The sequence below is a fragment of the Aeromonas sp. QDB39 genome, from assembly GCF_027707585.1.
GTDB lineage: Bacteria > Pseudomonadota > Gammaproteobacteria > Enterobacterales > Aeromonadaceae > Aeromonas > Aeromonas hydrophila.
Genome location: NZ_JAPCIV010000025.1, coordinates 23,293 through 35,811, shown reverse-complemented (window position 1 = coordinate 35,811; position 12,519 = coordinate 23,293). Strand labels below are relative to the sequence as shown.

The 12,519-nt window shown below is 58.4% G+C and carries 11 protein-coding genes and 2 tRNA genes; 4 read left to right on the top strand and 9 right to left on the bottom strand.

The window, feature by feature from the left end; translation table 11 throughout:
* Nucleotides 1-4: 4 nt before the first annotated feature.
* From PG899_RS15485 to pncC, 8 genes are all read right to left on the bottom strand, one after another.
* Nucleotides 5-81 (bottom strand) — tRNA-Arg (locus PG899_RS15485).
* Nucleotides 82-84: 3 nt separating this feature from the next.
* A tRNA-Ser gene (locus PG899_RS15480) sits at nt 85-177 on the bottom strand.
* Between the two features lie 214 nt (nt 178-391).
* The gene (gene csrA, locus PG899_RS15475; protein WP_005305164.1) at nt 392-580 is read right to left on the bottom strand and encodes a carbon storage regulator CsrA; all 189 of its coding nucleotides are present in this window, start codon (nt 578-580) and stop codon (nt 392-394) included.
* Between the two features lie 93 nt (nt 581-673).
* Nucleotides 674-1,921 carry an aspartate kinase gene (locus PG899_RS15470; RefSeq protein WP_011707428.1) on the bottom strand — a complete coding sequence of 416 codons (1,248 nt, stop codon included), beginning with the start codon at nt 1,919-1,921 and terminating at the stop codon, nt 674-676.
* 16 nt (nt 1,922-1,937) lie between these two features.
* Nucleotides 1,938-4,562 carry an alanine--tRNA ligase gene (gene alaS, locus PG899_RS15465; RefSeq protein WP_270697468.1) on the bottom strand — a complete coding sequence of 875 codons (2,625 nt, stop codon included), beginning with the start codon at nt 4,560-4,562 and terminating at the stop codon, nt 1,938-1,940.
* A gap of 457 nt (nt 4,563-5,019) precedes the next feature.
* Nucleotides 5,020-5,520, bottom strand: coding sequence for a regulatory protein RecX (locus PG899_RS15460; RefSeq protein WP_077095156.1), 501 nt, complete (start codon nt 5,518-5,520; stop codon nt 5,020-5,022).
* Nucleotides 5,521-5,561: 41 nt separating this feature from the next.
* Nucleotides 5,562-6,626: a recombinase RecA gene (recA, locus tag PG899_RS15455; RefSeq protein WP_011707431.1), complete on the bottom strand. Its 1,065-nt coding sequence runs from the start codon at nt 6,624-6,626 to the stop codon at nt 5,562-5,564.
* 79 nt (nt 6,627-6,705) lie between these two features.
* The gene (gene pncC, locus PG899_RS15450) at nt 6,706-7,197 is read right to left on the bottom strand and encodes a nicotinamide-nucleotide amidase (RefSeq protein WP_077095157.1); all 492 of its coding nucleotides are present in this window, start codon (nt 7,195-7,197) and stop codon (nt 6,706-6,708) included.
* Nucleotides 7,198-7,782: 585 nt separating this feature from the next.
* Here pncC and PG899_RS15445 point away from each other — a divergent pair.
* The 4 genes from PG899_RS15445 to PG899_RS15430 all read left to right on the top strand — a co-directional run bounded on the left by PG899_RS15445 (nt 7,783) and on the right by PG899_RS15430 (nt 11,942).
* Nucleotides 7,783-8,733 (top strand): DUF932 domain-containing protein, encoded by a 951-nt coding sequence (locus PG899_RS15445; protein WP_043851987.1) that lies wholly within the window; start codon nt 7,783-7,785, stop codon nt 8,731-8,733.
* A 257-nt stretch (nt 8,734-8,990) separates the two neighbouring features.
* A complete protein-coding gene (locus PG899_RS15440; RefSeq protein ID WP_157160652.1) occupies nt 8,991-10,022 on the top strand; it encodes an IS630 family transposase in 1,032 nt (343 codons plus the stop codon).
* Entirely contained in the window at nt 10,003-10,977 is a 975-nt protein-coding gene (locus PG899_RS15435; RefSeq protein ID WP_270697467.1) for a YqaJ viral recombinase family nuclease, read from the top strand. The genes PG899_RS15440 and PG899_RS15435 overlap by 20 nt, the downstream gene beginning before the upstream one ends.
* Nucleotides 10,974-11,942 (top strand): recombination directionality factor, encoded by a 969-nt coding sequence (locus PG899_RS15430; protein ID WP_058395397.1) that lies wholly within the window; start codon nt 10,974-10,976, stop codon nt 11,940-11,942. Before PG899_RS15435 ends, PG899_RS15430 begins: the two co-directional genes overlap by 4 nt.
* Nucleotides 11,943-11,965: 23 nt before the next feature.
* On the opposite strand, the gene PG899_RS15425 is transcribed toward PG899_RS15430, so the two are convergent.
* Complete coding sequence (locus tag PG899_RS15425) at nt 11,966-12,316, bottom strand: helix-turn-helix domain-containing protein (RefSeq protein ID WP_043852258.1); 351 nt, start codon at nt 12,314-12,316, stop codon at nt 11,966-11,968.
* Between the last annotated feature and the right edge of the window lie 203 nt (nt 12,317-12,519).

Below are 12,519 nucleotides of genomic sequence, written 5' to 3'. Positions count from 1 at the left end.
CATATGGTGCGCCCGAGAGGATTCGAACCTCTGACCACCTGGTTCGTAGCCAGGTACTCTATCCAGCTGAGCTACGGGCGCAAATGGCGGAGAAGGGGGGATTCGAACCCCCGATGCGGGTATAAGCCGCATACTCCCTTAGCAGGGGAGCGCCTTCAGCCTCTCGGCCACCTCTCCGTTTGCGGGGCTGATAATACTTCACAGGGATTTTTAGTCAAACACTTTTTTGGAGAAAAAAGCGCGTTCGCTCAGCATTTGGTCAAAGCGTGGAATATTCAAGCAATATCGACACTTATCCCGCTCTTTTGCTCCCTGCAGCACGATTTTCAGCCCCCCGGAAAAACAAAAGGCGACACATGAGGTGTCGCCTTGTCACAGCCATTAACGCCGCTTAGAAGCCGGATTGGCCCGGAACTTTCTCGGCCTGGATGCGCTGGTAGATCTCTTCGCGGTGTACGGAGACCTCTTTCGGTGCGTTCACACCGATACGAACCTGATTGCCTTTTACGCCCAGTACGGTGACAGTCACTTCGTCACCAATCATCAGGGTTTCCCCTACACGACGAGTCAAAATAAGCATTCGCTTGCTCCTGTATCCTGTTTTGTATTTATATCGATATGCGACATTATCTTACAAAGATACCGATATGGTAAATGGTTGAAACTAAATCAATCAGGGATTGTTTCCCAAGGGCTGCTCATGAGGCTCCTGATCCAGCCCAAAAGCGGAGTGCAAGGCACGCACTGCCAGCTCCAGGTACTTCTCGTCAATCACCACGGATATCTTGATTTCAGAGGTGGAAATCAACTGCATGTTGATCCCCTCCTCGCCCAATACCTTGAACATGGTGCGGGCGACGCCAGGATGGTTCCACATCCCGACTCCGACGATGGAAACCTTGGCGATCTCACCGTTGCCCTGCACGCAGGCGGCCCCCAGCTCGCTGGCGGTCTCCTCCAGCAGGGCGCGCGCCCGGCGATAGTCATCGCGATTCACCGTGAAGGTGAAGTCGGCGGTCCCATCGCCCAGCGTGTTCTGCACTATCATGTCGACATCAATGTTGGCGTCGCTGATCGGATTCAGGATCTGCGCAGCCACGGTGGGCCTGTCCGGCACACCCAGAATGGTCAGGCTCGCCTCGTTGCGATTGAACGCTATCCCGGATACCAGGGGAGCTTCCATCCTCTCACCTCCATATGTGATTAAGGTTCCCTCTCCATCGACAAAGCTCGACAGCACCCGCAGCGGTACGCGGTACTTGCCCGCGAATTCCACCGAACGGATCTGCAGCACCTTGGCGCCGAGACTGGCCATCTCCAACATCTCCTCGAAGGTGATGGTATCGAGACGGCGCGCCTTGGGCTCGATGCGCGGATCCGTGGTATAGACCCCATCCACATCGGTAAAGATCTGGCATTCATCGGCCTTGATGGCCGCCGCCACGGCAACCGCCGTGGTGTCAGAACCACCGCGGCCCAGCGTCGTGATGGCATTGTGCTCGTCACGGCCCTGGAAGCCGGCGATCACCACCACCTTGCCCGCACCCAGTTCAGCCTGAACCTGCTCGGTGTCGATGTGGGTGATGCGCGCCTTGCCATAGGCGGAATCGGTATGAATGCGAACCTGATCGCCGGTCATTGAGACCGCAGGACAACCGCGTTTGTTCAACGCGATCGCCAGCAGCGCTATGGTGACCTGTTCACCGGTGGAGACCAGCACATCCATCTCGCGCCGGTTGGCATCAGGATCCAGCTGCTGGGCCATGCCCAGCAACCGGTTGGTTTCGCCCGACATGGCGGAGACCACCACCACCACGTCATGTCCCTGGGCGCGGGTCTGCTCGACCCGCTCAGCTACCGCCTCGATCCGCTCCAGCGTGCCGACCGAGGTGCCGCCGTACTTCTGTACATAGAGTGCCACAGATCACCTCGCCCTATTACAGGCGCTCTTCCAGCCAGGAGTGTACGGATTGCAGGGCTGCCGGCACCGCCTCGGGCTGGGTACCACCCGCCTGGGCCATGTCGGGACGACCGCCGCCCTTGCCACCCACCTGCTGGGCGACCAGATTGACCAGCTCACCGGCCTTGACCTTGCCGGTCAGGTCGTTGGTGACGCCCGCGATCAGGTTGACCTTGCCCTCGCCACTGGTGGCCAGCAGCACGACACCGGACTTCATCTGGTTCTTCAGTTCATCCAGCATGCCGCGCAGGGATTTCGGAGCGGCTCCTTCCAGCGCTGCAACCAGCACCTTCTGACCCTTGATCTCGATGACCTGACCCAGCAGATCGTTACCGGCCTGAGCGGCCAGCTTGGCCTTGAGCTGCTCCAGCTCGCGCTCCATCATCTTGGCCTTGTCCAACACCTGGCGAATCTTGTCGGCGATGCAGAACTGGTCGCCTTTCACCAGGGCGGCAGCCTCTTCGATCTGCTCGCCGACCTGATGCATGAAGTCGATGGCGGCCTTGCCGGTCACCGCTTCGATACGGCGCACGCCGGCGGCGATGCCGCTCTCGGCGATGATCTTGAAGAAGCCGATGTCACCGGTACGCTTGGCGTGAGTACCGCCGCACAGCTCGGTGGAGTAGTCACCCATGCGCACCACGCGCACGTCGTCTTCGTATTTCTCACCAAACAGCGCCATGGCGCCGGCCGACTTGGCGGCTTCCAGGTCCATCAGCTGGGTGGTGATTTCGTGGTTGGCGCGGATCTGGTTGTTGACCAGCTCCTCGACCCGGCGAATGGTCGCCATGGTCATCCCCTCGAAGTGGGAAAAGTCAAAGCGCATGCGCTCGGCGCCCACCAGAGAGCCTTTCTGGGTCACATGATCACCCAGCGCCTGACGCAGGGCAGCGTGCAACAGGTGAGTCACTGAGTGGTTCAGGGCGATGGCCTGGCGACGCTCGCCATCGACCACGGCTTCGACCTCGGCCCCTTTCTCCAGGGTGCCCAGCTCCATGTAGCCCTTGTGGATGATCGCCTTGCCCGCTTTGACGGTATCGGTCACGGCAAAGATGCCGTCGTCCACTTTCAGGGTACCGCTGTCACCGATCTGGCCGCCGGACTCGGCGTAGAAGGGAGTCTGCTCCAGCACGATGACCGCTTCGTCACCGGCGATGAGACCGCTCACCTCGTCCACACCCTTATAGATGCCGACCACACGAGTGCGATCGCTCAGGGTCTTGTAACCGGTGAAGGGAGTCTCGAAGTCGAGCTTGAGCATCTCGTTGTAGTTCACGCCGAAGCTGGAGGCCTCTTTGGCGCGAGCACGCTGCTTCTCCATCTCGGCCTTGAAGCCCTCTTCGTCGATGCCGATCTCGCGCTCGCGCACCACGTCGGCCGTCAGGTCGGCCGGGAAGCCGTAAGTGTCATACAGCTTGAACACCACCTCGCCCGGAATGACCTTGGCGTCGCCCAGGTTGGCCAGCACGTCTTCCAGCAGCAGCAGGCCTCTGTCCAGAGTGCGGACGAACTGCTCCTCTTCGATGCGCAGCACGCGCTCGACCAGCGGCAGCTGGGCGATCAGCTCGGCGGCGACATCCTTCATCTGTGCCGCCAGCTCGGCAGCCAGTTTGTAGAAGAACACCTCGGTGGCACCCAGCTTGCGACCGTGACGCACGGCGCGGCGGATGATGCGACGCAGCACGTAGCCGCGACCTTCGTTGGACGGCATCACGCCATCTGCCACCAGGAAGGCGCAGGAGCGGATGTGGTCGGCGATGACGCGCAGGGACTGGTTGCTCAGGTCGGTGGTGCCGACAATCTCGGCCGCTTTCTTGATCAGCGCCTGGAAGATGTCGATTTCGTAGTTGGAGTGCACACCCTGCATGATGGCGGAGATACGCTCCAGACCCATGCCGGTATCCACGGACGGACGGGGCAGCGGCTCCATGGTGCCGTCAGCCTGACGGTTGAACTGCATGAACACCACGTTCCAGATCTCGATGAAACGGTCGCCATCCTCTTCCGGTGAGCCGGGACGGCCACCCCAGATGTGATCGCCGTGGTCGTAGAAGATCTCGGTGCAGGGACCGCACGGACCGGTATCGCCCATCGCCCAGAAGTTGTCTGAGGCATACGGTGCGCCCTTGTTGTCACCGATGCGCACGATGCGATCAGCCGGCACACCGACCTCTTTTTCCCAGATGTCGAAAGCTTCATCGTCAGTCGCGTAGACGGTCACCAGCAGGCGCTCTTTCGGCAGTTGCAGCACCTCGGTCAGGAAACCCCATGCAAACTTGATGGCATCCTGCTTGAAGTAGTCGCCAAAGCTGAAGTTGCCCAGCATTTCGAAGAAGGTGTGGTGACGAGCGGTATAGCCGACGTTTTCCAGATCGTTGTGCTTACCACCGGCACGCACGCAACGCTGGGAAGTCGTCGCGCGATTGTAGGCACGCTTGTCTGCGCCAAGGAACACGTCCTTGAACTGGTTCATACCCGCGTTGGTAAACAACAGGGTCGGGTCGTTATGCGGTACCAGCGAGCTGGAGGAGACAACCTGGTGCCCCTGGGAACGGAAATACTCGAGAAACGCGGCGCGAATCTCTGACGTGGACATATACATGGAAAATCCTGCTTGATTCGAATACGGACTTTTAACCGCATTAATGTAAGTTTTCTGCGGGGTAAAGTAAAACGGACAGGGCCGCCACGGGTGAAAAAGCGCGCATAAATGGGGGCTGGGAGAAAAGGGAGACAAACCGGGGCGTTTTCAGCCATGGTTCTGGCCGATGGCAGCGGAAAATCGGCCTGCTGCCGAGGAGCCTCCCACCGCGTCCGCCACCAGGATGCAAGTTGCTGAATCCACAGACACCCGAGGCAAAGGGCATGCCACCATGTCCATGGCGGCGATGGGAAAGACGAAACAGACAACCCAAGCAACAGGCATCATGCGAGATGCAGAACTGCGCCATGACAATCTTGGCTGCTGAGTGTTGGGGCTAGATGGCAAGCGCGCCACCATCATCCCTGCTGGCCATCAACAGGCTGCGACGGCTTGCAGGAGAGCAGAAACGGTGTGGTTACAGCTCGCGCTCCTGCAAGGCGCTCAACGCATAGCGTCCCTGTTCCTGGGTAAAGCCGCGCCCCAGCAGGTATTTGAGCCACTTCATCCGCAGCTTGAAATCGGCAAGGTCGGCCACGTTGGCTCGCCGCTCCAACAGCGCCAGGGCCAGTTCAAACCAGTCCAGCTCCGGTTGCTCGAAGGCGACGTCAATCTGGTTGTCATCCAGTCCCTTGCGGCGCAGCTCGAAACGGATCTTGATGGGACCATGCCCCTTGGCCGCCCCGGCTCTTACCGCCATGGCGCCATAGCGCTCGTCGTTGACCCAGTTATAACCCCGGCAATAATCGACAACCGCCTCGATCACCCCTTCCTGATAGCCCTGCTGGCGCAGCCGTCTGGCCAGCTCGGACTCGGCGCTTTCGCGGCGAGCAAGACTGCGCATGGCAAAGGCGCGGGCCGCCGCCAGTTGCTCTTCAAAAGTGAGTTCGACCGGTTTGTCAGCAGATTCATCAACCATAAATAACAAGGCCGGGTATCAACCCGGCCTTCCTTTGTTCCTTATTCGAACTCTTGTTCGCTTTCGGCATCGAACTCTTCTGCCTCAACCGGCGCAGCCTTGTCATCGACAGGTACGGCACCGGAGAGCAGCAGCTCGCGCAGACGGGCTTCCACTTCACCAGCCATCGCCTTGTTCTCGGCGAACAGCTTCATGACGTTGGCCTTGCCCTGACCGATCTTCTCGCCGTTGTAGCTGTACCAGGCACCGGCCTTGTCGATCAGCTTGTGCTTGACGCCCAGATCCACCAGCTCGCCCTCTTTGGAGATACCAGCGCCATAGAAAATCTGGAACTCGGCCTGCTTGAAGGGCGGGGCCACCTTGTTCTTGACCACTTTGACGCGGGTCTCGTTACCGACCACTTCGTCACCTTCCTTGATGGCACCGATGCGACGGATATCCAGACGCACGGAGGCGTAGAACTTGAGGGCGTTACCACCCGTGGTGGTCTCCGGGCTGCCGAACATGACGCCGATCTTCATCCGGATCTGGTTGATGAAGATACACAGGCAGTTGGCGTTCTTGATGTTGGCGGTCAGTTTACGCAGCGCCTGGGACATCAGACGGGCCTGCAGGCCGACGTGGGAATCCCCCATTTCGCCTTCGATTTCCGCTTTCGGGGTCAGGGCCGCCACAGAGTCGACGATGATGACGTCAACGGCGTTGGAGCGCACCAGCATGTCGCAGATTTCCAGCGCCTGTTCACCGGTATCCGGCTGGGAGATCAGCAGGTCGTCGACGTTGACGCCCAGCTTGGCGGCATAGATGGGATCCAGCGCGTGCTCCGCATCGACGAAGGCACAGGTCTTGCCCTTCTTCTGTGCTTCGGCGATCACCTGCAGGGTCAGCGTGGTTTTACCGGAAGATTCCGGGCCATAGATCTCGACGATACGACCGCACGGCAAACCACCGATGCCCAGCGCCACATCCAGCGAGAGAGAACCGGTAGAGATGGCTTCGATATCCATGGTCTTGCTGTCGCCCAGACGCATGATGGAGCCTTTGCCAAACTGCTTTTCGATCTGACCCAGCGCAGCCGCCAGTGCCTTCTGTTTGTTCTGATCCATGCCAATCTCCGCTGGAAATCGTGAGTAAAAATGAAGTTGAGCTAAGTATACTGTCTATTCATACAGTATCAAGCCCAATTTATCTGAGCAGGGCCAACAGACCCGACAAGGCCTGTCTCACCGCCTGCTGGCGCACCTGCCGGCGATCCCCGTCGAAACGGGCCAACAGGGAGTGATGACGGCCGGAGCGGTCCGCCCAGGCAAACCAGACGGTGCCGACCGGTTTGCCCGGTGTCGCACCGCCGGGGCCGGCGATGCCGCTGATGGCAACACTGATGGCGGCAGAGGAGTGCGCCAGCGCACCGCGGGCCATCTCCAGCACCACGGTTTCGCTCACCGCGCCGTGCTGCTCAAGGCTCTCGCCGCTCACCCCCAGCATCTGCTGCTTGGCTTCGTTGGTGTAGGTGACAAAACCGCGATCGAACCAGCCTGAGCTGCCCGCGATGTCGGTGATGGCCGTCGCCACCCCGCCACCGGTACAGGATTCGGCGGTCGCCGCCAGCCAACCGCGCTGACCGAGGGCCTTACCCAGCTCGATGGCAAGGTGCTCTATCTCTGCATCCAGTTTCATCACGGCTCCTGCTGATTCGTTGAAGAGGCACATTATGCGATCCCGTCACTGTCGCCCGCAACCGCCGGGCAGCCCCCCACCGACATCGATGTGCAGCACCAAGACCCGCTCAGCCAGAGACAACCCCGGAACCCGACCTCCCCCGCCGCCCTGCTTATGTGTAGAATGGCGCCATCAAGTTCAAGGCTCATCACCGCAGACACTGGCCCGCAGAGGCCCCTTCTGGAATCGCACATGACCGCACAACACCAATCTACCGGCACCGCGCCAGGTGCCAATCTCAGCGCCCACACGCCCATGATGCAAGGGTATTTACATGTTGATTTTAATGCGTTTTTTTGAAATTTATTTACCTGCCTACGCTTTAGCCTACGCTATAAACACCCTTCATGATTGAGCCTCTTTTACCAATCCTGCACCCACATCTCCAATGAAGGGCATTGTCCAAACATAACAACCTGTATGCTGCTTAACAGCACACACAAATAAAAACACGACTACATCCTATTCAATAAACTTTCAAACCTACATCACCTCCATGAGTTAGCAGGCTGATGTCTGCATTTCACAATTCCTGGAGGAGATATGGCTCACCTGATCGACACCATGGCCTACACCGGCCAAACCCCTTGGCATGGCCTTGGCAATGTCTTGCCCCCGCAACAATCTCTCGATATCTGGCTGCAGGCAGCCGGGATGAATTGGACCATTGAGCAGAGTGACGTAATGTTTAACGTCGCCTCCGATGCACTGCATATCCGTCCCTACAGCGATAGCAAGGTGCTGTATCGCTCCGATACCCTCGCCCCCCTATCGGTGGTCTCAAGTCGCTACAACGTGGTACAGCCTCACGAGGTGCTGCACTTCTATCAAGATCTGGTAGAAGCCGGTGGCTTTGAGCTGGAAACAGCAGGCTCGCTTAAAGGCGGCCGCAAGCTGTGGGCTCTGGCTAAAACAGGTCAGGACCTAAAGCTCAAAGGCAATGACTTGGTAAAGTCCTATTTGCTGCTGGCGACCAGCTGCGACGGCACGCTCTGCACCACGGCGCAGTTCACCTCTTTGCGGGTGGTTTGCAATAACACCCTGCAGATGGCACTGCGTGGCGCTACCGGCGCCATCAAGGTGCCCCACTCCACTCAGTTCGACGCCGCTGCTGTCAAAGAGTCGCTTGGGCTGGGGCTCTCCCATTGGGATGAGTTCAAAATCCAGACCAAGGCGCTGGCACAGCGGCCCGTAGCCCCCGAAGAGGCGCTGCGCTTTTTCAGCGACTTGCTGGCGCAACCGCTCGATGAGGAGAACATCATTCTCACCAAGCCGGTACAACGGCTGCATGAGCTCTATCAGGGCGCAGGCATGGGCTCAGAACTTGCGAGCTCCCGCAATACCGCCTGGGGGCTGGTCAATGCGGTCACTGAATACGTGGATCACCACCGCCGTGCCCGCAGCCAAGATCACCGGCTCGACTCCGCCTGGTTTGGTCAGGGGGCCCAACTCAAATCCCAAGCCCTGAATCAGGCACTCACTCTGCTGCAGTAATTACGCTTCCCCATTCAAATCGCATAACGACCTCACCCGGACTGGCGCAAGCCAATCCGGGCGTAGCCATTTATGCCGTCAACAAGGAATAGTCATGAAAGCAAAAGCCAAATATGGCCAAGCCCTGCGGCTAGCCTCTACTACCCAGTTAAATAGCTGTTCCGAATAGTAGATCACAGGAAGAAGGGAACTCAGTCCAGTTTGTGCGATCTCATTAGGCGCGAAACAAAACAAGCCACACCAAAAGGACTGAGTTGATGCCTATCCTACCACCCCTGCCACGACCACAACGGCGCCGCATTCACAAAATCATCCATGCCACGCGTGATAAAGGGCATGCTCGTCGCTTGATGGCCATCTTGCTGTTACATGAAGGACGCACGATCACTGATGTTCATCACCTTACCGGCGCTGCTCGCTCGACCATCGGCCGTTGGCTTCGGTGGTATCGGGATGAAGGTGTGGGGGCGTTAGAAGCCTTACCGGCTGGCCGTGCCCCGATCTTACCTGTCGCCAAGATTGTCACCTTACTGGTGCTGCTCATGCAGTTTTCTCCGCAAGATTTTGGTTATCAGCGCAGCCGTTGGTGTACCGAACTATTGGCTATCAAAATCAATCGGTTAATGGGGCTCAATATGGCAGCCTCCACGCTCCGCCGATGGTTACCGCATATGGGCATTGTCTGGCGAAGGCCCGTGCCGACCTTGCGGATAAAAGACCCTGCCTATCAGGAGAAAATGGCTAATATCGACGCGGCACTGGCCCGCTGTGATGCAGATAATCCGGTGTTTTATGAGGATGAAGTCGATATAGACCTTAATCCCAAATTAGGGGCCGACTGGATGTTCAGAGCGCAGCAAAAGCGGGTTGTCACACCTGGAAAGAACGCCAAACATTACCTGGCAGGCGTTCTCCATGCAGGCAATGGAAGAGTACTTTACGTCAGCGGGATAAAGAAAAACTCATCGCTGTTTATCGCCATGCTGGAAAAGCTGCGTCGCCACTACCGACGAGCCAAAACCATCACACTGATCCTCGATAACTACATCATTCACAAAAGCAAACAGACCGAGCGATGGTTGAAGAAGAACCCCAAGTTCTGCCTGGTGTTCCAGCCAGTTTACAGCCCTTGGGTTAATCACATCGAACGGCTGTGGCACAAGTTACATGAAACCATCACGCGCAATCATCAATGCAGAGGAATGGCCAGCCTGCTGGCCCAAGTGAAACACTTCATGGATACCGTGTCTCCTTTCCCGGGGAATGGCTATGGTACAGCGAAGGTGTAGCACTATTGGGATCAGTTATTTAACCCGCGAGCAGTGGCTCGCTATCCGTAAACTCGGCATTGGTTCCTCCGATGCCGCCGTCGCAGTGGGGCTCTCCCCCTACAAATGCCCGCTCAGCCTCTGGCTGGAGAAGACCGGTCGCAAGGAGCCGGAGGATATCTCACACAAGGAAGCCGTGCTGTGGGGCATTGAGCTGGAGCCTGTGTTAGCGCAGGTCTATGCCAAACGCACCGGCTTTCGTGTGCGACGGGTCAATGCTGTGCTGCAACACCCCGAGCAACCCTTCATGCTCGCCAACCTCGATCGGGAGGTAGTCGGCCATCCCGATGGGCCGGGCATTCTGGAGATCAAGACCGCCAGCTATCACAGCGCCCCCCAGTGGGAGGAAGGTGTGCCGGTGGCTTATCAGTGTCAGGTACTGCATCAATTGGCGGTTACCGGCCATGCCTGGGCTGAGGTGGCAGTGCTGATCGGCGGCCAGGATTTTCGGATTTACCGCATCGAGCGCGATGAGGAGAAGATCCAGGATCTCACCGAGCGGGAAGCGCAGTTCTGGCAGATGGTGCAACAAGACCAGCAGCCCGATCCTGACGGCTCCAGCGATGCCGCCAATGCCCTGAGCTGGCTCTTTCCCCGCGATGATGGTCAGACGCTGGATCTCTCGGATTCTCCCGAGTTTAACCAGCTGTTTGGGGAGCTACTGCGCTTACGTCAGCAAAAGGAAGCTGTCGAGCTGCAGGAGTCACAACTCAAACAGCGGCTGCAAGCGACCTTGGGTGAAGCGACAGCCGGGCTGTTTGCCGATGGCAAGATCACCTGGAAGCGCAGCAAAGACCGGCTAGCACCGGATCTCGAAAAGCTCGGTCAGGATCATCCCGACCTGCTCACCCGTTACGTCAAACCGGTGCCCGGCGTGCGCCGTTTCACCATTCAACCCTTGAGGCAAACACCATGATCAAAGGACTGGCGATCACCCCGCCCGTGATCGGGCGGATCTGCATCGGCAAGCTGGTGCAAAAACAGGATAAGTGGGTACCGGAGAAGGACGACAGCTTCACCCTCACCACCCAGATACAGCACAAGGGGGGATGGTTGCTCCATCCCCTGCATCAACACTACTCATCGCAAAAGAGTGGCCAAGGGCAGGAGCAGACCAAGATCCGCGCCATTCCAGTGAGGGTGCTGTTCAACGACAGCGACTTGAATCTGCGGGCGGAATACAGCGCCTTTGACCGGCAAACCGGCAGGCCGCTCTGTGTCGGGAATGGGGAGGTGGCGAGACGTGTGGGGGCGCAAGGCATGGAGGAAGTCAGCTGCCCTGGACCAGAGCGCTGCGCCTTTGCAGGGCAACAGGGCTGCAAGCTGTACGGACGACTGAACCTGTTTGTGGAGGGGCAAGGGGATGAGCTGGGTAGCTTTATCTTCCGCACCACCGGCTACAACTCGGTGCGCACTCTGGCGGCTCGACTGAAGTACCTGGAGGCAGTGAGCGGGGGCCATACCCGCTATCTGCCGCTCACCCTGCGGTTGCGGGCCAAGAGCACCACCCAGTCGTACCGCACACCGGTCTACTACGTGGATTTGACCTTGCGGGAAGAAACCAACCTGACTGAGGCAGTCAGGCAAGCACTGGAGGCCGCCCGGCGTGATCAAGAGGCGGGGCTCGCCATCGACCAGATGGAGCAGGCCGCTCGCGACCTGCTGCGCAATGGCCAATTTGAGGATATCGATGAAGAGGTGCCGATGCTGCTGGAGGAGTTCTATCCCGAAGCCAACAGCGACGAGACGGCGAATGGAAACGCAGGGGCAGAGGCGGCTACCTCGCGTAACGCACCGCAAAGCCAAGCAACCATAGCGTCACAGAGGCCGCAACCAAGAAGGAGCCCACTCACCAATAAATTGGGGAAAGGGAACCCATAACCTCCCCAGTGAATGGTGGATGATCAGCTGGGACGCGCCAACCGCTCCACCAACCGTTCTACCGTTTCCAGCAACAGGGTTCGGTCAGCATCATCGAGCCGAGCCAGTTGCTGGCTCAGCACAATGCCCTGCTCGGTCGGGCGGTTACTGGTCTCGCGCAGGAAATCCGCCAGCTCACAGCCAAACAGTTGAGCGAGCTCCGCCAGCCGCACCACGGTCGGCACCACAATCCCCCGCTCCATCCGGGAGACGGCTTCCATGCCGATATTGAGGTGTTCAGCCACATGCTCTTGCGTGAATCCGGCTTGAGTACGCTTGTGGCTGATCGCCTTGCCAACGCTCTTGGCTAACAGCTCAAGGTTGATATCTGTCATGGGTCCTCCAGTCAACCTCTATGGTTGACCATGGACCCATTGACGATAAGGACTCAAAAGGTAGACTAAAGACTTAATGAGTCCACCAGACAGCAATTGATGCTGATTTGACACGGATGCGAGGCCCTCAGCCAATAAACCATCGTGACTAACTCGCAACAGGTGGGCTCCATAAGACGCTCTTACTACACGACCAAGGACAC